The sequence below is a fragment of the Pantoea sp. AS-PWVM4 genome (assembly GCF_000468095.1).
Taxonomy (GTDB): Bacteria; Pseudomonadota; Gammaproteobacteria; order Enterobacterales; family Enterobacteriaceae; genus Pantoea; species Pantoea phytobeneficialis.
This window is the reverse complement of record NZ_ASZC01000019.1, coordinates 80,497-102,825: the sequence shown is the minus strand read 5'-3', so window position 1 is coordinate 102,825 and position 22,329 is coordinate 80,497. Positions and strand designations below refer to the sequence as shown.

At 52.8% G+C, this 22,329-nt stretch carries 21 protein-coding genes; 14 read left to right on the top strand and 7 right to left on the bottom strand.

From position 1 onward, the window contains the following. The first annotated feature begins 2 nt into the window (after window positions 1–2). Genes L579_RS17660 through L579_RS17650 form a run of 3 tightly spaced genes read left to right on the top strand, consistent with a single transcriptional unit; the run spans window position 3 to window position 3,023 of the window. Window positions 3–1,349 carry a PTS sugar transporter subunit IIC gene (locus L579_RS17660; protein ID WP_021185546.1) on the top strand — a complete coding sequence of 449 codons (1,347 nt, stop codon included), beginning with the start codon at window positions 3–5 and terminating at the stop codon, window positions 1,347–1,349. Further along, entirely contained in the window at window positions 1,330–2,721 is a 1,392-nt protein-coding gene (locus L579_RS17655; protein WP_021185545.1) for a glycoside hydrolase family 1 protein, read from the top strand. Before L579_RS17660 ends, L579_RS17655 begins: the two co-directional genes overlap by 20 nt. Further along, window positions 2,721–3,023, top strand: a complete 303-nt coding sequence (locus L579_RS17650; RefSeq protein WP_036627274.1) for a PTS lactose/cellobiose transporter subunit IIA — start codon at window positions 2,721–2,723, stop codon at window positions 3,021–3,023. The genes L579_RS17655 and L579_RS17650 overlap by 1 nt, the downstream gene beginning before the upstream one ends. On the opposite strand, the gene L579_RS17645 is transcribed toward L579_RS17650, so the two are convergent. Continuing rightward, window positions 3,020–3,841 carry a shikimate 5-dehydrogenase gene (locus tag L579_RS17645; RefSeq protein ID WP_021185543.1) on the bottom strand — a complete coding sequence of 274 codons (822 nt, stop codon included), beginning with the start codon at window positions 3,839–3,841 and terminating at the stop codon, window positions 3,020–3,022. The genes L579_RS17650 and L579_RS17645 overlap by 4 nt on opposite strands. Window positions 3,842–3,937: 96 nt before the next feature. Here L579_RS17645 and sgrR point away from each other — a divergent pair, with 96 nt between their 5' ends. Next, the gene (gene sgrR, locus L579_RS17640) at window positions 3,938–5,638 is read left to right on the top strand and encodes an HTH-type transcriptional regulator SgrR (RefSeq protein ID WP_021185542.1); all 1,701 of its coding nucleotides are present in this window, start codon (window positions 3,938–3,940) and stop codon (window positions 5,636–5,638) included. Window positions 5,639–5,653: 15 nt separating this feature from the next. Here sgrR and L579_RS17635 read toward each other — a convergent pair whose 3' ends face one another. Then, on the bottom strand, window positions 5,654–5,920 hold the full coding sequence (locus tag L579_RS17635) for a DksA/TraR family C4-type zinc finger protein (protein WP_036627261.1): 267 nt from the start codon (window positions 5,918–5,920) through the stop codon (window positions 5,654–5,656). A gap of 93 nt (window positions 5,921–6,013) precedes the next feature. On the opposite strand from L579_RS17635, the gene L579_RS17630 reads away from it, so the two are divergent. Then, window positions 6,014–6,349 carry a hypothetical protein gene (locus L579_RS17630; protein ID WP_021185540.1) on the top strand — a complete coding sequence of 112 codons (336 nt, stop codon included), beginning with the start codon at window positions 6,014–6,016 and terminating at the stop codon, window positions 6,347–6,349. A gap of 15 nt (window positions 6,350–6,364) precedes the next feature. Here the strand turns inward: L579_RS17630 and L579_RS17625 are convergent, their stop codons facing one another. After that, window positions 6,365–7,528, bottom strand: a complete 1,164-nt coding sequence (locus tag L579_RS17625; RefSeq protein WP_021185539.1) for an AAA family ATPase — start codon at window positions 7,526–7,528, stop codon at window positions 6,365–6,367. A gap of 257 nt (window positions 7,529–7,785) precedes the next feature. Between L579_RS17625 and L579_RS17620 the strand changes: the two genes are divergently transcribed. The 6 genes from L579_RS17620 to L579_RS17595 all read left to right on the top strand — a co-directional run bounded on the left by L579_RS17620 (window position 7,786) and on the right by L579_RS17595 (window position 15,126). Continuing rightward, window positions 7,786–8,766: a LacI family DNA-binding transcriptional regulator gene (locus L579_RS17620; protein WP_021185538.1), complete on the top strand. Its 981-nt coding sequence runs from the start codon at window positions 7,786–7,788 to the stop codon at window positions 8,764–8,766. Window positions 8,767–8,890: 124 nt separating this feature from the next. Then, window positions 8,891–9,700: an inositol monophosphatase family protein gene (locus tag L579_RS17615; RefSeq protein ID WP_021185537.1), complete on the top strand. Its 810-nt coding sequence runs from the start codon at window positions 8,891–8,893 to the stop codon at window positions 9,698–9,700. A 105-nt stretch (window positions 9,701–9,805) separates the two neighbouring features. After that, window positions 9,806–11,164 (top strand): MFS transporter, encoded by a 1,359-nt coding sequence (locus L579_RS17610; protein ID WP_036627357.1) that lies wholly within the window; start codon window positions 9,806–9,808, stop codon window positions 11,162–11,164. Window positions 11,165–11,187: 23 nt separating this feature from the next. After that, entirely contained in the window at window positions 11,188–12,456 is a 1,269-nt protein-coding gene (locus L579_RS17605) for a histidine-type phosphatase (RefSeq protein WP_021185535.1), read from the top strand. 287 nt (window positions 12,457–12,743) lie between these two features. Continuing rightward, complete coding sequence (locus tag L579_RS17600; protein WP_021185534.1) at window positions 12,744–13,880, top strand: metallo-dependent hydrolase; 1,137 nt, start codon at window positions 12,744–12,746, stop codon at window positions 13,878–13,880. 10 nt (window positions 13,881–13,890) lie between these two features. Next, window positions 13,891–15,126, top strand: coding sequence for an MFS transporter (locus tag L579_RS17595; RefSeq protein ID WP_021185533.1), 1,236 nt, complete (start codon window positions 13,891–13,893; stop codon window positions 15,124–15,126). A 44-nt stretch (window positions 15,127–15,170) separates the two neighbouring features. On the opposite strand, the gene L579_RS17590 is transcribed toward L579_RS17595, so the two are convergent. From L579_RS17590 to aegA, 4 genes are all read right to left on the bottom strand, one after another. Continuing rightward, the gene (locus L579_RS17590) at window positions 15,171–15,818 is read right to left on the bottom strand and encodes a PAS domain-containing protein (RefSeq protein ID WP_036627251.1); all 648 of its coding nucleotides are present in this window, start codon (window positions 15,816–15,818) and stop codon (window positions 15,171–15,173) included. A 5-nt stretch (window positions 15,819–15,823) separates the two neighbouring features. Further along, window positions 15,824–16,507, bottom strand: coding sequence for a helix-turn-helix transcriptional regulator (locus tag L579_RS17585; RefSeq protein ID WP_036627247.1), 684 nt, complete (start codon window positions 16,505–16,507; stop codon window positions 15,824–15,826). Between the two features lie 277 nt (window positions 16,508–16,784). Further along, a complete protein-coding gene (locus L579_RS17580; protein ID WP_021185531.1) occupies window positions 16,785–18,128 on the bottom strand; it encodes an MFS transporter in 1,344 nt (447 codons plus the stop codon). Between the two features lie 388 nt (window positions 18,129–18,516). Continuing rightward, complete coding sequence (gene aegA, locus L579_RS17575; RefSeq protein ID WP_021185530.1) at window positions 18,517–20,466, bottom strand: formate-dependent uric acid utilization protein AegA; 1,950 nt, start codon at window positions 20,464–20,466, stop codon at window positions 18,517–18,519. 387 nt (window positions 20,467–20,853) lie between these two features. Here aegA and L579_RS17570 point away from each other — a divergent pair, with 387 nt between their 5' ends. From L579_RS17570 to L579_RS17560, 3 genes are read left to right on the top strand one after another with little or no spacing between them, the layout of a single operon-like run. Continuing rightward, window positions 20,854–21,177, top strand: a complete 324-nt coding sequence (locus L579_RS17570; RefSeq protein WP_021185528.1) for an antibiotic biosynthesis monooxygenase family protein — start codon at window positions 20,854–20,856, stop codon at window positions 21,175–21,177. Further along, window positions 21,170–21,562 (top strand): hypothetical protein, encoded by a 393-nt coding sequence (locus L579_RS17565; protein ID WP_021185527.1) that lies wholly within the window; start codon window positions 21,170–21,172, stop codon window positions 21,560–21,562. The genes L579_RS17570 and L579_RS17565 overlap by 8 nt, the downstream gene beginning before the upstream one ends. Further along, window positions 21,559–22,269, top strand: a complete 711-nt coding sequence (locus L579_RS17560; protein ID WP_021185526.1) for an ArsR/SmtB family transcription factor — start codon at window positions 21,559–21,561, stop codon at window positions 22,267–22,269. Before L579_RS17565 ends, L579_RS17560 begins: the two co-directional genes overlap by 4 nt. Window positions 22,270–22,329: the final 60 nt, after the last annotated feature.

The window sequence follows — 22,329 nt, the reverse complement described above, 5'->3', positions numbered from 1 at the left end:
GTATGAGTTCGTTATATCAGTCGATGATTGGCGTTATCGAAAAAGCGATCACGCCGCTGGCCGGACGTCTCGGGCAACAGAAATACATCATAGCGATCCGCGACGGCTTTACTGCCGCGCTGCCGTTTATGATTATCGGTTCTTTCATGCTGGTATTTATCTTCCCGCCATTCTCGGCCACCACCACCAACGGCTTTGCCCGTGCCTGGCTGGATTTTTCCGCGACTTACCGTGAGCAACTGATGTTGCCGTTTTACCTCAGCATGGGGGTCATGACCTTTTTTATCTCGGTGGGGATTGGTGCAAGCCTCGGGCGGCAGTTTTCGCTCGATCCGGTGATGTCGGGGTTGCTGGCCTTTATGGCGTTTCTGCTGGTGGCCGCACCTTACTCCAACGGTACTATCTCCACAGCCTATTTATCCGGGCAGGGGATTTTTACCGCGTTGATCACAGCGATTTATTCGACGCGGGTTTACGCCTGGCTGAAGCACAACAACATCACCATCCGCTTACCCAAAGAAGTCCCAACCGGTGTGGCTCGTTCTTTTGAAATCCTGATCCCGGTGGTGGTGATCATTGGCACGCTGCACCCGCTCAATCTGTTTATCCAGGCGCAGACCGGGATGATTATTCCCGAAGCGATTATGCATCTGCTTGAGCCGCTGGTGTCGGCGTCTGACTCGCTGCCAGCGATCTTGTTGTCGGTGCTGCTTTGTCAGTTGTTCTGGTTTGCCGGTATTCACGGGGCCTTGATCGTCACCGGGATTATGAACCCATTCTGGATGGCTAACCTCTCCGCTAACCAGGCGGCGCTGGCGGCGGGCACCGCGTTGCCGCACATCTACCTTCAGGGATTCTGGGATCATTACCTGTTGATCGGGGGGGTGGGTTCCACCTTACCGCTGGCTTTCCTGCTGTTACGCAGCCGCACCACCCATCTGCGTACCATTGGCAAAATGGGTATCGTGCCGAGCTTCTTCAACATCAATGAACCGATAATGTTCGGCGCGCCGATCATTATGAATCCGATGATGTTTATCCCCTTTGTCTGCGTACCGATGGTTAACGCCATCCTCGCCTGGACCGCCACCAGGATGGGCTGGCTGGCCCAGGTGGTGTCGCTCACGCCCTGGACCACACCGGCACCAATTGGTGCATCCTGGGCTGCCAACTGGGCGATCAGTCCGGTGGTGATGTGCCTGATTTGCATGGTGATGTCAGCCCTGATGTACCTGCCTTTCCTGCGTGCGTATGAGCGTTCCCTGATGAAATCTGAAGAACAAAAAGCCCAGGAACAGGCGGCGACAACTCAATCCGGAGAGAAACGTAATGAAGTATCAGTTTCCTGAGAATTTTTGGTGGGGCAGTGCCAGTTCGGCCCTGCAAACAGAAGGTGCCAGCGATAGCGGCGGAAAAAGCGCCACCACCTGGGACCACTGGTTTGCACAGCAACCGTGGCGTTTTCATCAGCAGGTCGGGCCACAGCACACCTCGACCTTTTACCAGCGCTGGCAGCAGGATATTGCCTTACTTAAGCAACTTAATCACAACAGTTTTCGTACCTCCATCAGCTGGTCGCGGCTAATACCGGATGGCACGGGTGAGGTAAATGCGGAAGCGGTGGCGTTTTACAACCGCGTGATTGATGAGTTACTGGCGCAGGGCATCACGCCGTTCCTGACGTTGTTTCATTTCGATATGCCGCTGGCGATGCAGGAGAAAGGCGGTTGGGAGAGCCGTGACGTGGTGACAGCGTTTGGTCGCTACGCGCAGGTCTGTTTTGACCTGTTCGGCGATCGGGTGCTGCACTGGTTCACCTTTAACGAGCCGATCGTGCCGGTGGAAGGTGGCTATCTTTATGATTTCCACTATCCCAATGTGGTCGATTTTCGCCGGGCCGCCACGGTGGCGTATCACACCGTACTGGCCCACGCTGCGGCGGTGAGTGCGTATCGCGCCGGGGACTATCGCGGCGAGATCGGCGTGATTCTTAACCTGACACCGTCGTACCCCCGTTCTCAACACCCTGCCGACCTTACCGCCGCGCATCATGCGGATCTGCTGTTTAATCGCAGCTTTCTCGATCCGGTGCTGCTGGGGGAGTATCCGCCAGATCTGGTGGCGTTGCTGAAGCAGTACGATCAATTACCGGCGTGCCTGCCGGGGGACAGCGCCCTGATCGCGGCAGGAAAAATCGACCTGTTGGGTATCAATTACTATCAACCTCGGCGGGTTAAATGCCGCGAAAATGCGGTCAACCCGGCGGCCCCCTTTATGCCGGAGTGGTTCTTTGACCATTATGAAATGCCGGGACGCACCATGAATCCGTATCGTGGCTGGGAAATCTACCCGCCGGGCATCTATGACATTCTCACCAATCTGCGAGTGAATTACGGCAACCCACGCTGTTTTATTTCCGAGAACGGCATGGGGGTGGAAAACGAGCAGCGTTTTGCGCAAGACGGGCAGATTAACGACCAATACCGTATCGATTTTATCTCCGATCACCTGAAGTGGCTGCACAAAGGCATTGCCGAGGGCAGCCACTGCCTTGGCTACCACATGTGGACCTTTATTGATAACTGGTCCTGGTGTAACGGCTACAAAAACCGCTACGGTTTTGTGCAACTCGATCTCGCCAGCCAGACGCGCAGCGTGAAAAAAAGCGGCGAATGGTTTGCTGCCACGGCGGCAAATAACGGCTTTGACGGAGAGCAATGATGATCGATTTAGAAGAGGCGGTGATGGAGATTATCGTTAACGCCGGTCAGGCACGCAGCCTGTGCTTTGAGGCGTTGCAGGCTGCCAGGGCGGGAGATATTGCCCTGGCGCAACAGCTGTTGCAGCAGTCCGATACCTTCACCCGCCAGGCACATAAAATGCAAACCCGCCTGATTGAACAGGATGCGGGAGAAGGTCGCCAGCCCATGACCTTGATTATGGTCCATGCGCAGGACCATTTAATGACATCGTTGCTGGCGCGAGAGTTATCGGCCGAAATCGTCCATCTGTATCAGCGTTAAACCTGCCTTGCCCAGGCGGCGGCCTGACGGAAGTGTTCATCGGAAGGACGGACACCGGTGTACAGGCTGAATTGCTCAACCGCCTGAATGGCAAAAACCTCCGCACCGCTGATCACCTTTTTGTTCTGCTCACGGGCAGAACGGATCAGCGGTGTGTGTTCCGGCAGCGCTACAACATCAAACACTACCTGAGCGGCCGCAATCGCCGTGGATGAGAACGCCAGCGTCTCCGCCTCCGGACCGCCCGCCATTCCCAGTGGCGTGGCATTGATCAACACGTCAGCCGTCACTCCTTCCATCGTATGGTGGTGCTGATAGCCGTGCGCCGCCGCCAGGGCTTTGCCGCTCTCGTCATCTCTGGCGATGATGTAGCCGTGGTGAAATCCGTGATTTTTTAACGCACAGGCGACGGCGCTGGCCATGCCGCCGCTGCCTTGCAGGGCAAAGGTCAGTTGTGGCGCAACGTCGTATTTCTGTAGCAATTTTTCGATGGCGATATAGTCGGTGTTGTAGCCGGTCAGATAGCCGTCGTTATTGACGATGGTATTCACGGAGTGAATCACGGCGGCGGAGGGGGCCAGCTCGTCAATCAGCGGAATGCACGCCTGCTTAAACGGCATTGATACCCCACATCCCCGAATCCCCAACGCTCTGATACCCGCGATGGCCGCCGCCAGGTCCTGAGTGGTGAACGCTTTATACAAATAATCGAGTTCCAGCGCCTCGTAGAGGTAATTGTGGAAGCGGGTACCGAAGTTGGTTGGTCGCGCCGCCAGTGACATACATATGCGGGTGTCTTTGTTGATCATTCTGCTCATGGGGGTTCCCGTCGGTTAGATTGCCTGCGGAAAAATAGTGCGTTAAAAAGAGGAAATGAAAAATTGATGTCTTTTGCGCTATAGAGTTCATCTTTTATGAGTAGCCAACGTCTTGAGCAGCATTATCAAAAGTTGTTAACCCTGTTTCCGCAGCGCGAGGCACTGACCACGCTGCAAACCCTCGCTGATGCGCTGTTTTGCAGCAAACGACATATGCGCACCCTGATTATCCAGATGCAATCTGCCGGGTGGCTGGCCTGGCATGCCCGCCCCGGTCGCGGGCATCTGGCAAAACTGGAGCTACGCTATTCACAACAGCAACTGATGCTGGCAAAGGCTGAACGCCTGCTGGATCTGAACGATATGCGTGGCGTCCTGACATTATTGGGTGATGAGAAACACCATCTGGCCTCCCTGCTGCGCGGTCGCCTGGGCCACAGCGTGCAGGATGAACGTCAGTCGCTGCGTGTGCCTTATTATCGATCCCTGCAAAACCTCTATCCCGGAACGGCGTTGCGGCGTACGGAAATTCACCTAATCCGGCAGATATTTAGCGGGCTGACACGTATTGATGAGCACTCCGGGCAGGTTGAGCAGGATATCGCGCACCGTTGGCGCAGGCTTGATGCGCTGCACTGGCGATTCTACCTGCGTCCCGGAGTGCTGTTTCACGATGGCACGTCATTAACCAGCCACGATGTGGTGGCTTCCCTGACCCGCAGCGCGCAATCCCCACTTTTTTCTCATCTTAAAAGCGTGCTGGCGCAGGGTGAGCTGAGCGTCATGATTGAACTGAGCCACCCGGATGAGTTGTTGCCACAATTGTTGGCGGATGCCGCCGCATTGATTCTGCCCGCCGACCATCACCAGCGGCCTGATTTTGCCTCGCACCCTGTCGGTTCCGGGCCTTATCAGGTCGCGGAAAATAACGAATGGCACCTGCGCCTGACCGCGTTTGATCGCTACTTTGGCTTTCGCAGCCTGTTGGACGAAATTGATATCATTACCTGCCTGGAACCTGTCTCTTCCGACCGACCTTCGGCGTTGCTGAGTTCCGGGATGAGCGATATCGAGTACGTCGCCGCGCTGGGGGCGCACTTTACCGCGTCAGCAGAAGAGCCGGTACTGGAGCGCGGCGGCTACTTTTTGCTGTGCGACAGCCGTTCGCCCTTGTGGCATAGCCCTGCACACCGACGCTGGATTCGGGCGCAATTGGCACCGCAAGCTATCAGGCAACAAATGCCGGAAGCGGTCCGGGCGCTGTGGCTACCCGCAGAGAGCTTGCTTTCCGACTGGTCGCATCAGATTGCGCAAGGGAGGATGCACACTCCGGGCCTTCAGCGCCTGCGCCTGGCGTACCACCATCAACACTGGGAATTTCCCGTGTTAATTCGGGCATGTCAGCAGATTCTGGCAGCCAGTGGTGTTGACGTTGAGGCGATTGAAATGCCCTATGAAGCCTGGGCGGCAGGCGCCGGTGATGCGGATTTATGGTTAGGCACGGTGAATTTTACCTTGCCGGAAGCCTGGAATGTCGGTGCCTGGCTGACCGGTATGCCATTATTAAAAACCTCCATTTCTGGTGGCGATGAGCATTTATTTTCCCACTGGCAGCAGCAGTGGCGTGCGGGTGTACTCCCTGCCAGGCAACTGACGGAGATCATTATCAGGGAAGGGTGGTTGCAGCCATTGTTTCACCACTGGATGCGTTTGCAGGGGCCAGAGCAGGCACAGGGGATGCATTTTAATAATCTGGGCTGGTTCGACTTTACTTCAACCTGGATAGAACCAGAATAACGCTGCCCTGATAGGCTATCTCAGTTGGCTGTCTTTACTGCCGCGACGGTTGTACCCGCTATGGCTGGCCTCATGTTTGTCTCGCTCGCTCTGGCATTTGATACAGTAGCGAACCCCGGGTAATGCCAGCCGTCGAGCCTCGGGAATCGGCTCACCACATTCGTCGCAATAGTGGGCGCTTTCACCCTGGCCCAGATGACTCCGTGCCCGGGCAACGGCATCATCAACAGTGGCGTCAATCTGATCCTGAACGGCGCCATCACCAGACCAGCCGCTAGCCATATTCTCTCTCCTCAGTCTGAGTTAACCTTATAAGGTTAGAGTGAATCACCACTATTTGAGAAATCGAACGTTGCTCTTTTTAAGGTGATGCTGATGATCAAACCCAAAATCAGTAACAGGCTGGATGAAGATATTTGTGTGCATATCTTTATGGCGTCGGCGGCGATGGTCGGCGTTTGTATTACGGTTATCGGTATTTTTCAGGTTGTGACCACCCTGAGACGTGAAGATACGCTTGGCGATGATCTGCTCGCCATCAATGCCATTCTTTATCTGGCGACCACCATCATGTCTTACTGGGCGCTACGCACCCGCAACCAGCGGCGCAATCACCGGCTGGAAAAAATGGTCGATATTCTTTTCCTCGTCGCGCTGACCTTCACCACGGTAGTGGCTGGGGTGATCACCTGGGCAATGACGTTTACCTGACGTGACGGTGTGACATCACTCATCAGGCCAATGCCAGGCGGGTACGTCGAGAATATCCTGTCCTTTAATCTGCGTCTGCCCCAGCTCCTTTTCCAGCTCAATCAGGTGACATTCTGGGTCTTGCATCAGCGCATTAACCAGACGGCTGGCGTGAGAGATTACCCAAATTTGCGTATGTTGCGAAGCCTGAAGAATTAAGCGCGCCAGCGCAGGCAGCAGGTCCGGATGCAGGCTGGTTTCAGGTTCGTTCAGCACCATCAATTCGGGTGGGCGTGGCGTCAGCAAGGCGGCTACCCAAAGAATAAACCGCAGCGTGCCGTCAGAGAGTTCGGCGGCCGAAAGAGGACGTAGCAGACCATGTTGGTAGAAAGCGATCGCACCTCGTCCCTCGCCTGGCTGTATGACCTCCAGCCGACTGCCAGGAAAAGCATCGTTAATTGCACGGGCAAGCGCCTGGCGATCGCCGGTTTCAATAATGGTTTGAATTGCTGATGCCAGGTCTCTGCCGTCATGGTGCAGAACCGGGGTGCGCGTTAACAGTTGCCCCTGGCGTGCAGGGGCGTCTTTATCGGTACGGAAATGATCGTAGAAACGCCAGTTGCGTATCATTTCACGCACCTGGAAAACCTCTGGCGCAGTGGTGGGATCGGCCAGTTGGTCGAACATGCTGCCGTAGACCGGTACTTTCTGTGCGGCGACCTGCCATTGTCTGTCTGCGCGGACTTTAAGCAGATTGCCTTTTCGCTCGACTAATGAGGAAGCCGGGCGGTAGTACGGACCATTAAAAATAACCTCTCGCTTGATCTCCGGGTCATGTGCAAAGGCGGATGAACTCGGGGTCGGCAAGCCCAGGGTAATGGCATAACCATAATGGTCACTGGCAAAGCCCAGCTTAAGGCGCACCACATGATGGCGTGGCCCACCTTCGATTGGCACATCGCCACGTTTCATACTGCGCGACAGCGTTTCCGGACCTGCCCAGTAGGTTGAGGTCAACCCGCCTTCTTCTGCCAGCGCATTGATCACCCCCTCTTTGGCTGTCTCGGCCAGCAGGCGCAGCGCCTTGTAGAGGTTTGATTTACCGCTGCCATTCTCGCCGGTAATCACATTCAAGCGTTCCAGCGGCAAGGTCAGATCGCGGATGGATCGATAATTGGCGATGGAAAAGCAGGTTAACATAGGCTGGTCCCTCCCTTGATTGCCTCAGTAAACAACGTCCACTGCCGATTCACAACCTTAACGGCTAACAACAGGCAAAAACACGAGATTATTCCCATGCACTGGAAAATATAATTTATTGATAGTTATTAAATTAATTCGCATATTTCAATATGAAATTCCCGCATGGCGACAGATGCATGAGATTGCAACGCCTCACAGATTTGATAATGTGAATGTTTCTCCACAAAAAGGGATGATCACAGTGAAGACTCAGCATGAGTGAGAAAAACAAAAACTGGGTGAAGGCCGAAGATGTGGCCCGTCTGGCGGGTGTTTCACGTTCTGCGGTGTCACGTACCTTTACTCCCGGGGCATCCGTTGCGGAAAAAACGCGCGCCAAAGTATTACAGGCCGCTGAACAATTGGGCTATCAGGTCAACATTATCGCTCGCACGATGAATACCGGGAGCAGCAATTTCATCGGTATTATTACCTCCGGTTTTGACAACCCTTTCCGCAGTAAGCTGCTTTCGCCGCTGGTGCATCAGTTGGCGTTGCAGGGGTTTATGCCGTTGCTGATGAACGCCGACGATCCCGAACAGCTTGCGCCTTCGCTGAAACAACTGCTGAGTTACCATGTGGCGGGGGTGATTATTACTTCAGGTGCGCCGCCACTCTCCCTGGCGGAGGAGTATCTGGCGCGCAAAATCCCGGTCACCCTGATTAACCGTGATGCCAGTCTGCAAGGTTGCGATCGTGTTGCCAGCGATAATGCCCAGGGAATGCAGTTGATGGCGGATTACTGTCGGCAACGAGGCTGGCAGGAGGTGGGGTTTATTGGAGAAGATGCGTCGAATTTCAGTACTCGCGAACGTTACCAGGCGCTGGTGTTAGCCGCCCCTGATTTTAACATCACCCCACAATTTATCGCGGGTGGTGGTTATGCGGCAGGGCGTGCCGCAGCTATCACCCTGAGTCGCTGCCATGTGCTGATTTGTGCCACAGATATGCTGGCGCTGGGCGCAATTGACGGTCTTCGTTCCCTTAATGATGGGACGGTACTCCCCGCTGTCATCGGGTTCGATGATATACCCCAGGCAGAATGGGATCCCTATCATCTCACGACAATTCAACAGGATACCGACGCACTGGCACACCATGCGGTCGATCTTCTTATCACACGGATTGCGCAGTTTGAGCTCCCTTCACGGCAGCGTGCCGTACCAGTGAAATTAATTATCCGTAACAGCGCTTAATGGAAAATTAATTTTATGCGGCATCGGTCACAGTATAATCTGCCGACTGCCGCCACACTCTCTCTGCCCTTCGGGGCTAATTTTTTATCGCATAATGCACGCGTGTGCATTTTAGGGAGAGGTTATGTTAACCAGTGAAAATGATTCGCTTTTGGCGCGCTATCGCTTCGCCTGTAGTCTTGCTGAGTCAGGTGGAAAACTGGCGTATGAGTTCTATCAACAGCGTGACAGTCTGCAAACCCTGCACAAAGGGAGCGACTTGCAGGATGTGGTCAGCCGCGCCGATTGTGAGGTGGAGTCCTTCGTAAAATCGTGGATAGCGGAGGCATTTCCGAACGATGGTTTCCTCGGCGAAGAGAGCGGCACGGCCGATCAGGGGAAATCGGTGCTGTGGGTAGTGGACCCTATCGATGGCACCAGCTGTTTTCTCAACGGCCTGCATACCTGGTGTCTCTCGCTGGCCGTCGTTATTGACGGCGAACCGGTGATCGGCGTGGTGTATGACCCCAATCACCACGAGCTGTTCCATGCCTGCAAAGGGCAGGGCGCGTGGCTGAACGATCAGCAAATCTCGCCGCATCCGGCGACCACCGTCGCGGGTGGGGTGATGGGTGTCGGCACGTCGCATCGCGTTTCTACTGAAGATTTCCTGCCGTTTCTTGACCAACTTCTGCAACATGGCGGCATGTTCGTGCGCAATGGCTCTGGCGCGTTAATGAGCGCCTGGGCTGCGGCGGGTCGTCTGATTGGTTATTACGAGCCGCATATGAACCCCTGGGATGGATTACCGGGGATCGTGTTGATGCGGGAGGCGGGTGGTATCACCAACGATTATCTGGCGGCGGAGGGGATCGCGCGCGGAAATGTTGTTCTTTTGGCAAGTGAAAAGATTTACCCACAATTAAAACAATGGGTTAAACAACCCTTACTTTAACCTGCACGGCCAGGGCATCTGATTATGTACTCTACACAACAGGGAACACGCTCTCAGGGATGAAACACATCAATCAGCACCGCCTCCGCCAACGGAGATACGATGATGTCTGGATTACTCAGCTTTTTCCGGGCCAGCCCGGCGAAAGACGGCATAACTTTTAATGAAAACCGTTTTCGCGTGGTGCGCTGGCAGACCTTTCTGGCGATGACACTGGCCTACGTCACCTTTTATGTGTGCCGTCTTTCCTTTACCGTTGCCAAAAGTGCGCTGGTGGATTTAGGGATTTCACCGTCAGAATTGGGCATGATTGGTTCTGCACTCTTCTTTAGTTATGCCATCGGTAAGTTTGTGAACGGGTTTCTCGCGGATCATGCCAACGTGGTGCGCTTTATGAGCCTGGGATTATTGCTCAGTGCGGGCATGAACCTGATGATGGGCATGACCACCAATGCCATGATGCTGGCGATTTTCTGGGGCATCAATGGCTGGGCACAGTCAATGGGGGTCGGGCCCTGCGCCGTGTCGCTGGCACGTTGGTACGGGACGAAGGAGCGCGGCACCTTCTATTCCATCTGGTCAACGGCGCACAATATCGGCGAAGCCATGACCTACATGGTGATTGCTGCGGTTATTGCCGGTTACGGCTGGCATATGGGGTATCTCTCCACCGCGGCGCTGGGTGCCGTAGGCGTGGTGATCATGCTGTTGTTTATGCGTGACTCGCCGCAGAGCAGCGGTTTTCCCTCAATCAATACCATCAGCGATGAACCGCTTGAAGAAGAAGAAGCCAGAAGTTCGGTGCTGCGTAATCAACTGATGGCGCTGCGCAACCCGGCGCTCTGGACGCTGGCGCTGGCTTCGGCATTTATGTATATCGATCGCTACGGTGTGAATTCCTGGGGCATCTTTTTCCTGCAACAAGGCAAGGGGTACACCACCGTCGAAGCCTCCGCCATTATTGGTGTAAATGCGATTGCCGGCATCGTTGGCACCATTCTCGCTGGCGTGTTATCAGACCGTTTCTTTGCCCGTAATCGCAGCATTATGGCGGGTTTTATTAGTCTGATTAACACCGCCGGATTTGCCCTGATGCTGTGGTCCCCACACAGCTACTACACCGATATTCTGTCGATGGTGATCTTCGGTGCCACCATTGGCGCGCTGACCTGCTTTCTGGGCGGTTTGCTCGCTGTGGATATCTCCTCGCGCAAAGCAGCAGGCGCTGCGCTGGGCACCATTGGTATTGTCAGCTACGCTGGCGCGGGTTTTGGTGAGTTCCTGACCGGCTTTATCATCGATAAAACCTCGGTGATGGAAAACGGCAAAAAACTTTACGATTTTCACACGTTGTCCCTGTTCTGGGTGGCAGCCGGTCTTGTTTCCGCGTTGTTGTGTTTTGTCACTGCTGTGATGGTGGCGAGACGCAACGCCAGCGAACACCGCACCCTGTTTTCATCTTAATTACCTCAATAAAGGAAGAGATTATGATGCCACGCAGACATCAGGCCGCTGCACGCCTGTTCATCGCCGGAGCACTGTGGTTATGCGCAACGCAAACCCACGCAGCTGCACATTATCAACTGGAGAAAGTGGTGGAACTCAGCCGCCACGGCATCCGGCCACCCACGCCGGATAACCGCAAGGACATCGAGGCCGCCACGCATCGTCACTGGACAACCTGGGTCACCCGTGACGGTGAACTGACCGGACATGGTTATGCGGCGGTGGTAAACAAAGGACGCTGGGAAGGTGAACACTATCGCCAGCTCGGTTTACTGACCGCCGGTTGCCCGCAGCCACAGGATATTTATGTCAGAGCCAGTCCGTTACAACGTACCCAGGCGACAGCCCTGGCGTTGGTTGATGGGGCATTTCCCGGTTGTGGTGTTGCCATTCACCGCGTGAAGGAGGAGAACGATCCGTTGTTCCAGACCGAAGCGTTTCCGGCGACGAACACCGAACCGGCAACACAGTTGGCCGCGGTACAGGCCAAAGCGGGAGATCTGGCGGCACGACAACAGGCATTGCAGCCCGCGGTGAGCGCACTGAAGGCCGCGGTATGCGCTCCCGGAACGGACTGCTCTTTTTTTGATAAACCCTGGCAAATAAAACAAAGCAAAAGTGGCAAAACCTATGTTGAGGGTCTGAGCGTGCTGGCTAATATGGTGGAAACCTTGCGGCTTGGCTGGAATGAAAATTTGCCGCTCAGTCAGCTCGCCTGGGGGAAAATCACAACGGCTGCACAGATAACCGAGATCTTGCCCTTGCTGACCGCCAATTATGATCTCAGTAATGACGTGCTTTATACCGCGCAGAAACGGGGTTCCATATTGCTGAACGCCATGTTGCAGGGGGTGGGTCATCCCCCGGCGTCGATGCCGGATACGCGTTGGTTACTGCTGGTTGCACATGATACCAATATCGCGATGGTGCGCACGCTGATGGGCTTCAGCTGGACGCTGCCGGGCTATACGCGTGGCAATATTCCGCCGGGAAGCAGTCTGGTCTTTGAGCGCTGGCGTGACACGCAAAGTGGTGAGCGGTTTATCCATGTCTTCTTTCAGGGACAAAGTCTGGACGACCTGCGTCATTTACAGTCAGTCGACCAGGCTCATCCGTTGCTGCGTGAAGAGTGGCGTCAGGCCGACTGCCGTATCACTGACGTCGGTACGTTGTGCCCGATGAAGTCGGCAATCAAGACATTGAGTAAACATCTCGACCCGAGCGCAATAACATCGGTGAGTTACCCGTAAATCCCTGATGGGTGGGCAGCAGACTGAGAAGTCTGCTGCTATGTCACCTCAGCAACTTTGCTATTTCCGTGCGTCATTTTATGTAAATTTGTTATTTTTTGTGTCAGCACGGAGTTGCTCACAAAATAAAAAATAGTGTGAAGCAGTTAAAATCAAATTGGTTATTTTCACAGAGAATAAGCTCCTGATGGCGTTAAATCCGGGCAGATGAACGATGCTTAATTCAGTGTTTAACACCAGGCTTAGAGGGAATAAAAGGTGAATAACCACAAATAAGGTCTGTCCCTATGCCCGAAAAACATCTGTTAATTAAGAATGCCATTGTTATTGATCCCGCCAGAGGAACGGAATGCCGTCAGGATATCCATATCCTGAATGATGTCATTGCCCCGGAGGATACGCCTGTCAGCGGCACGACTGAGATTATCGACGCTGCCGGTTGCTATGCGTTTCCCGGGTTAATTGATTATCACGCCCATGTATTTTATGGCGGCACCCACAGTAGCGTACCTCCCGATCTTGCCACCCTGCCGTTTGGTGTCACTACCGTGGTTGATGCCGGTTCTGCCGGGAGCGCCAATGTCGAAAGCTTTCTGCGCGACCAGATCCCCCGTAGCCTGGTACGTATTAAAGCTTATGTCGCTGCGTATCCGGCAGGCCAGCTTTGGCAAGAAGAGAATCACGATCCGGCGTATTTCGACCTCCCCCGATTACAGCAACTTTTCCGCCAGTATCCTGATGTTCTGCTCGGTCTGAAATTGAAAGAAGAACGCGGCATTGTCGGTGAACTGGGTTCCCGTCCGATGATACGTGCCGTTGAGATGGCTGAGACGCTTAATTGTCGTGTCGCCGTGCACATGACTGACCCGGTGCAAACCACCGAACAACTGCTGGAGATATTCCGTGCCGGGGATGTGTTCGCCCATTGCTACCACGGCAAAGGGGACACACTGCTTGATGAACAGGGGCGCGTTAAGCCTGCGGCGCGCCTGGCACGCCAGCGCGGGGTGATCTTTGATTGTGCTCATGGCCGTAATAACTTTTCCCAGCAGGTGGCTCAGCGTGCCGTGGAGGATGATTTTCTGCCGGATATCATCAGTAGCGATCTGTCATCAATGACGTTGCACCGTGCACCGGTGTATGGCTTGCCTTGGGTGATGTCGAAGTTTCTTGCGCTGGGTTTGTCGCTGCACCAGGTGGTTGCCCGCTGTACCGCCCGGCCTGCGGCCTTACTGGGAATGCAACATCAGATAGGCACCCTGGCGCCGGGCAGTTATGCCGATGTGGCGCTTTTCCGGCTTGAAAATCGTTCGGTTACCTTTACCGATGTCCATCAGCATACCCTGACAGGTAGCCAGTTGCTGATGCCTCAACTCACCCTGAAAGCAGGCGTTCCCTTGTGGCGCGCTGCTGACTTTTACTGAGGTCATCTCTATGCAATCTCCATGGTTACGTATTGGCGGTACGCTGATGTTGGGTATGTTTATCTCTTACATCGACCGCACTAATCTCTCCGTTACGCTGAAGGACGTGGCTCAGGATCTCGGTTTTAGCGGAGCCGGGTTTGCCACCACCTCAAGCCTGGTACTGACGGCTTTTCTCATCGGTTATATCGTTGCGAATATCTCCGGCGGTATCTTCACCACCCGATTTGACCCTAAAACCATCGCGATCGGTATGATGGCACTTTGGTCTTTGGCTACCCTCACCACCGGCCTGGTCAGCAGCGTGGCCTTTCTGGTCGCCTGTCGCTTCGTGCTGGGGGTGGCGGAAGGGATTTACTGGCCGCAGCAATCCCGCTTTGTGCGGCTGTGGTTCTCCCCGGCAGAACTGACCCGCGCCAACAGCCTTATCCATTATTACGGCCAGTTTTTAGCGCTCGGACTGGGATTTATCATCCTGACACCGCTACACAATATGATGGGCTGGCGTAATCTCTTTTTCCTCTGTGGCGGCATTGGATTACTTGTGATGGTGCCGCTCTATGCCCGCGTGCTGTTGAATACGCGTGATGCGCCGTTGCAGCAGGCGCAGGTGGTCCCGCGCAAAGTGCGTCTGACCCGTGAGGATTTTGGCGGCATGTCGTTTGTGTTGCTGATCATCACTTATCTTACGCAGGGGATGTTGTTCTGGGGGATTACGCTCTGGATTCCAATGGTGGTGACATCCCTCGGCTTCACCGGATGGAGCCAGGCATTTGCCAGCGCGCTGCCCTACCTGCTGGCCGTATTGCTGGCTATCCCTATGTCATGGCTGAGTGACAAAACCGGTAAGCGGATTTTAATCGCCGCATTGGGTCTGCTGATCCCTGGCGCGATGTTGCTGCTGTTGCCGTGGGTCGAGAGCGCCGTGGTGAAAATGACGTTGATCACCCTGGCAATGGGCTATTACGCCAGTAGCTTTACGCCGAATATCTGGTCGATCATCCAGTCAAGTGTGCGTCCTCATGCGGTGGGGGCTGCATCGGGCATCGTCAATGGCATTGGTGCCGGTGGTGGCGGTACGCTGGCGGGTTTCATGGTCGCGATTCTGTATGCGCGTACGGGAAGTTATATGTCAGGCTTCACTTTGCTGGGCGCTCTGGTCATCATTGGTGGAATTTCTTTACTGAGCTTTGGCTGGTGGCGGCAGCGGCACCCCGTGAGTCTGGCGCAGGTGGCACCGTTTTAACGGTGACATGCTGGCGGGCTTAAGGTCCGCCAGTGCTTGTCCCATTATTGTTCAATGACCAGGTATCTCTTGTTTAAAAAGTAAGGTGGGACATAATTATCCCACCCCTTGCAATAGCAATATTGCAGCAGACTCGAGGTATTCAGTGCTCCCGCCTTCTGACAACAACGTATTATCCTGTTCCTTAACGTGAAGGCGCTAATACCGAGCATGTCTGACATGATGTTCTGTTTGACACTGCAAAATAATAGCAAAATCACTTCCCATTCCCGGTCGGTGAAAAAATCAGAAGGTTTAGTGAATACCAGTGATCTTCGACTGGAATGCGTGATGAACGTTGAAAAATACACGTTAGCCAACTCAATGTAAGTGCAGATGATGCCGACTGAGCCATCTTTGAACTGCCAGGGGCGTTTTTCAACCCTGAATGCTTTGCGTTCATCCTTTCCGCCATAACTCACGATTTTCACCACAACACTCATCCTGCCGGTGCGGGCGATTTTTTGATCATCGAGTATGATGCTGTGGTAAACACTATCAATATCTTTAATCAGATCCCGGTCTGTACACCCGTTTATTTTATCAGAAGGGATGTTGAAGTAATTGCAGGCTCGGTCATTGGCATAAACGTATCGGGATGAGTGATCTTTTACCGCCCATCCCAGCAATGAATTTTTGAAGTAAAATTCCATTTTTATCAACCAGTTATGACGATGTGGCCTTTTTTGAGGAAAAACTGAGGAATATAGTTATCAAATCTACTGGTTCTGCAAAAATCAACTAATGCCGCCGATGAGTTTACACCGGTTTTTCTGAAGGAGCTTCTCAGCCTCCCGTTCACGGCATCCACAGAAATGCCAAGAACATTACTTATCTCCTTAAGGCTGAGATTACAAAGTAATAAATACATTACTTCCCATTCCTTTTCTGTAAAAATATCAGATGGAGTTTGAAAAGTGGCGTGTTGATTCAGCTTGCCATTTAATAATGATGTGGGTGTAAGGATATTAACGTGTCTTACGCTTATTATTGTCCCTATGCATGTGCCGCTTTCGTCATAAAGTGGTTCCTGAATATTATAAACCGGCTGCATTATCTTTTCACGACCCTGAATATGCGTCGTGATGGCTCTTAAAATAGTTCCTGAGCTTTCTACAAACCTTTCCTGCTGTTCAAATATATCGGCAAATTCAGCGACTGGTACCGGAACGTCGTGGATTTTACGGCCTTCGTAATCATAAGAGGTGGCGATAGTTTGCCAGATCTTGAATGCTTTATTTACATAGACAAATTTTGAGGTGCGGTCTTTGATCGCCCAGCCTACCACGGTGTCATTTTCAAACATCTGAATTAAATTATGGGGTATTGATAATGATTTCATCGTTTTTGTCTCTCCGTTGACATAGAACTACATAAAAATAACCCTACATAAATCCAACCCTACCTGAAGTCAACCTTTCACATCTGTACTGAAACGGCATACTTTTAAGCTGAAAAAGCAGCATCAGGGAAATACTAGTAAAAAAACAAAAAAAAGGAAGTGAATTCGCCCATCTCTGTTTTGGAAATGGGCTTTTTTCTGAGGTAATAAATATGCGGATTGTCAGGAGAAGGTTGACTGGAATCAGACCCGGTGCCATCCGTGGCATGGTAAAGGCTTAAAGCGCCTTTTTCAGTTCAATACGTTTAACCGGACCCACGATGACCACAAAGCTGAAAATGGCGATGAGCGCATGGATAGCAACGAATACCAGCGCCCATTCAAAATGTCCTGTAGCTTTTACGATATAGCCAATGACAACCGGAGAAATGATGCCTGCGAAGTTACCACACAAATTAAATAACCCACCGGCGACACCTGCCATCTCTTTCGGGGCGGTGTCCGACATCACTGCCCATCCCAGTGCGCCAATGCCTTTGCCAAGAAAAGCCAGTGACATGAATAAGACAACCAGGTAAATCGAGTCGACATAGTTACAGAACACCATCACCATCGAGAGCAGCATGCCGAGGACAATTGGCGTTTTACGTGCGATAGACAGTGATTTCGTGATGCGTAAAATACGGTCCGAGATCACACCGCCCATCAATCCGCCCAGAAACCCGCAAATTGCCGGGATGGCCGCAATAAATCCAACCGTTTTGATATCCAGACCCTTATCCATTGCCAGATAAAGCGGAAACCAGGTAATGAAAAAGAACGTCAAAACGTTGATGCAATATTGACCAAGATAAATCCCTAATAACATGCGATTAGTGACCAATTGCTTGAAGGCGCTGATATTGAATGCGGAAGCTGTCTTTGACTTGCCCTGATCCATATCCACCAGTGCGCCGCCCTCACGGATATACTCAATCTCTTCGTCATTCACGCGGGGATGGTTCAATGGATTATGGATCACTCTGGCCGCAGAGAACGTAATGATGATACCCAACAGACCCATAAAGATAAAAATAGATTGCCAGCCATAATTCAGTGTCAGCCAACCCATTATGGGTGCAAAAATCGCTGTCGCGAAATATTGTGCCGAATTAAAAACTGCGGCGGCGGTAGCTCTTTCTTTGGAGGGAAACCAGGCGGCGACAAAACGACTGTTTCCCGGCATGACCGGCGCCTCACACAGGCCAACCAGAAACAGGAGAACGGTGAAACAGATGATGGCAGTGGAACCGTGGAAAACTTCCACAAAACCCTGCAATAAAGTAAACACTGACCACAAACACAGGCCGCAGAGATAGATTTTTTTTGAACCGAAACGGTCCAGTAACCAGCCGCCGGGAATCTGTGCCATACAGTATGCCCAGGCGAATGCTGAGAATACCCATCCCATCTGGCCAGGGTTAATTCCCAGAGAGGTGGTCATATCTTTACCGGCAATTGCCAGCGTGGAGCGATCGCCAACACTCACGGCGGTTATGATAAAAAGGATAATAACAACATGCCACCTGACATTGGTTTTCCTGGCATGAACAACATCGCCGACTTCATTGACTTGAGCCATCTGGCACCACCTTAAACTTGATAGAATTTTAAAAATGTAAATAATGAATTCTTCAAGTCAGGGATGCCTGGAATAAATTAATTATTTACACTGGAAGAATGCAGGTCGCTTTGCACATATCAATCCTGATTTAACGTTGTTATTTATTTCTCCACCAGAAAACGATAAGGTTTACCCTGGCGCAAGGCAATGTGCATTTGCATAATAAAGTTATTATTTTTTTCAGGTATTTACGGCATTTTAAAATTTGTTTGAAGTCGATCACATATTTTATAAATATTAACTGTCTGTCGGGATTTCAATTCGCCACCAGATGTGGCGAATTTAACCGTTATTATCGATATTCAGAAACAATTAATTCATATTTTGGTCGGTTGCACACCCCATCTTATATTTCCAGCCAGTCCATCATACCTTGTGCCGCATGACGACCTTCGGCCATCGCCGTTACCACCAGGTCTGCACCGCGCACCGCATCACCGCCAGCGAAAATTTGCGGATTGCTGGTCTGGTAACGGTAGGTGCTGTTAACGTTGGCGGCAATGCGGCCACGGGCATCCAGTTGAACATTCTGACTCACCAGCCAGGGCAGGGCGTGAGGATTAAAACCAAATGCCATAATCACGATATCGGCAGGCATGACAAACTCGCTTCCCTCAATCGGCACTGGCCGACGGCGGCCCGTTGCATCTTGCTCACCCGGTTGTGTGCGCAGCAGACGGATACCGCAAACCTTGCCACTGTCGTCCAGTTCCAGTTGCACTGGCTGTACGTTGAATTCAAACTCTGCCCCCTCATCATGTGCGTTTTTCACCTCCTTCCTGGAGCCAGGCATATTGGCCTCATCGCGACGATACGCACAGGTCACTTTATTCGCCCCGTGGCGTAGCGCCGTGCGCACGCAGTCCATCGCGGTATCTCCCCCTCCCAACACCACGACGTTCAGACCGGCGGTGTTGATAAACGGTTGTCCGGCAGCGGGTGGCAGCCCCATCAATTGTCTGGTATTGGCGATCAGGAAGGGGAGTGCATCGCAGACACCGGGGGCGTCTTCGTTAGGCAGGTTTGCCTTCATCGAGTTATAGGTTCCGACGCCAATAAATACGGCGTCATAGTCACTGAGCAATGTCTCCAGCGCGATGTCTTTGCCAATCTCACAGTTCAACTCAAAGCGGATGCCCATAGCGCTGAAGATCTCACGCCGACGCGCTAGTAACGCTTTATCCAGTTTAAAAGAAGGAATACCAAAGGTCAGTAAACCGCCGATCTCCGGGTGGCGGTCATAAACTGTCGCGCCTACGCCGTTGCGCACCAACACATCCGCGCAGGCCAGCCCGGCTGGACCCGCGCCAATAATGGCGACGCGTTTATTCACCTGTTGCACCGTGCTTAAATCGGGCCGCCACCCCTGCGCCAGTGCCTGATCAGAGATAAATCGCTCAATATTGCCAATGGTAACTGAGCCATATTCGTCGTGAAGCGTACAGGCACCTTCACACAGGCGGTCCTGCGGGCACACGCGACCGGTGATTTCGGGCAAACAGTTGGTTTGATGTGAAAGTGCAACGGCGGCGGCGATATTGCCTGCTTTCACTTGTGCTATCCATTGCGGAATGTGGTTATGCAGGGGGCAGTTCCACTCGCAAATGCTATGCTCGCCACAAGCGAGGCAGCGCTGTGCCTCACGTTGTGCCTGCTCTGCACGAAATGGCAGGTAGATTTCATCAAAGCTTTGTTGGCGCATTTCCAACGGGAGTTTGTCGGCTTCTCCCCGTGGCGACGATGCTTTCATTTGCCGTACTTTGGCATGGTCAGATACAGGTGGCAGCACGGCGACCTGGTGCCAGGGTTGCGCCTCCTGACTGGCGGCACGCAGGCGGCGTGATTGCACCAGTTTGGTCAGGGTAACGTTATTCACCTGTTGCAAAGCATGCGTAGGACAATTTTGCGCACAGGCCGGCCCATCCCGGCGTTCAAGGCAGAGATCGCATTTGTGCGCGGTGGCTTTGCCAGTGGGGGTGATTAACACCTGAAGGGTGCCAAAAGGGCAGGCGATGACACAGGATTTACAGCCGATACACAGCTGCTGATTAACCTGCACGGAATCATTGACGCGGCTGATTGCGCCATTTGGACAGCTACGGGCACAGGGTGCATCTTCACAATGATGGCAGGTGACAGCGTTACGCTGTTGTTGATGTTTAATCACCGTAATACGGGGAGTGAACTGCTCAGGGGTTAACACATGTTGCTCATCATTATGAGCCATGACACAGGCGACTTCGCAGGCTCGGCATCCGATGCATTGCTGGCTGTTTGCCATCATAAAACGGTTCATGACAACCTTCCCAATACCCATTTAACTTATATGGTTATTAAGGTTATCCGCAACATCTGCCACTGACAATGTTCATTTGCCCATATCGGTCTTTCGGTAGCAGGATATTAACGCTGCGCCCTTAGTTACAACAACCTAATCATTTCCGTTAAAATACGCCTTCGGTCAGCAGGAAACTTTTCCTGATTGCGGGACTGAGGGCATCTTTCGCCAGTGTCACAAACCAGTGTTTTTTTGTATTCCCTTTTGTCTGTTGTAACTAATATCATCGAGAAACCGCAAAACATTGGCATTTTTGCTATGACCACTTTCCATATTTCGGTGCCGACCGAAGCATTGCGTTCTGCCGGACCTAAACTGACGCCATCTTAATGATGGAGTGTTGAAATGATTGCGGTTCTTTTTGAAGCACAAGCCTTACCCGCTGCCCAGGCGCGCTATTTGCAACTCGCCTCCGAGTTGAAACCCTTGCTGGCAGATGCGCCAGGGTTTATCACCCTGGAAAGGTTTCAGAGTCTGAATAATCCCGAAAAGATACTTTCCCTGTCATGGTGGGAGGATGAGACGTCGGTGGCCCGCTGGAAAGACAATCTGATGCATCAGTCTGCCCAGGAAGAGGGGAAAAGTTCGATTTTTGCGTTTTACAGAATTCGCGTTGCCCACGTATTACGGGATTACTCGTCAGATCAGGAGTCGCCACACCATGTATGATATTCACGTTGTTCTTAAGCATTCCCCCGGCTCACTGGCTGCTTTTGGTAAACTGTTGGGTAAAAATGGTGTTGGCCTGGAAGGGGGTGGGATGTTTACAACCGCCGAAGAAGGGCATGCTCATTTTTTGGTTGAAGACGGTGAAAAAGCGCTTCAGGTACTGGCTGACGCAGGCTTTGACGTCAGGAACATTTGCCGTCCATTGATCAGAAAATTACGCCAGGAACGTCCCGGAGAACTGGGGGAAATTGCCGATGCGATTGCCCGTAGCGGTGTGAATATATTGGTACAGTACAGCGATCACAGTAACCGGCTTATTCTTGTCACTGACAATGATGAACGGGCCGCCGAAGTGACGCGTGAATGGGAAACACCCCCTGCATGAACCTGTTGAATATCGCATCCGATGACTTGCCGGAGAGTTCGCTGGAACAATCCATGTCAGCCGTTGCCGCCGCCATAGCTGACCCGTCGAGGGTCAGTATGCTCTGCGCATTAATGGATGGGCGCGCCTGGACCGCGACCGAACTCAGTGCGGTAGCGGGCATTGCGCCATCCACCACCAGTGGTCATCTCTCGCGGCTGCTCAGTAACGGGCTAATCCTCTGCCTGACACAAGGGCGACATCGCTATTATCGCCTTGCCGGACGTGAAATTGCCGGGCTATTGGAAACACTGATGGGCGTGACGATAAACCACGGCACGTCAGCGGTATCACGAACACCGCGGCATCTCCGCCATGCCAGAACCTGCTATGACCACCTCGCAGGTGAAATCGCTGTGAAGATTTACGACTTTATGCAGCAGGAAGGCTGGCTGGAACCCGGAGGTGCAGCACTGACACCTGCGGGCAAAACCCATTTTTTGCATCTGGGCGCGGTGCTGAATCCTTTATCCCGGCGTAAAGCTTGCTGTGCCTGCCTCGACTGGAGCGAAAGACGCTTTCATCTGGGAGGGGATGCCGGTGCGGCACTGCTGACGCTGTTCCGGCAAAAAGCATGGATAGCCATCACGCCCGGATATCGGGAGGTGACCTTCACCGCCAGGGGCAAAATTGCGTTACAGCGGCAGTTTGGGGTAATGAGTCTGTGAATGTTTATACAACGCCAATCTATCCGCCTGGGACCCACAACATGCTGACAATAAAGTGAC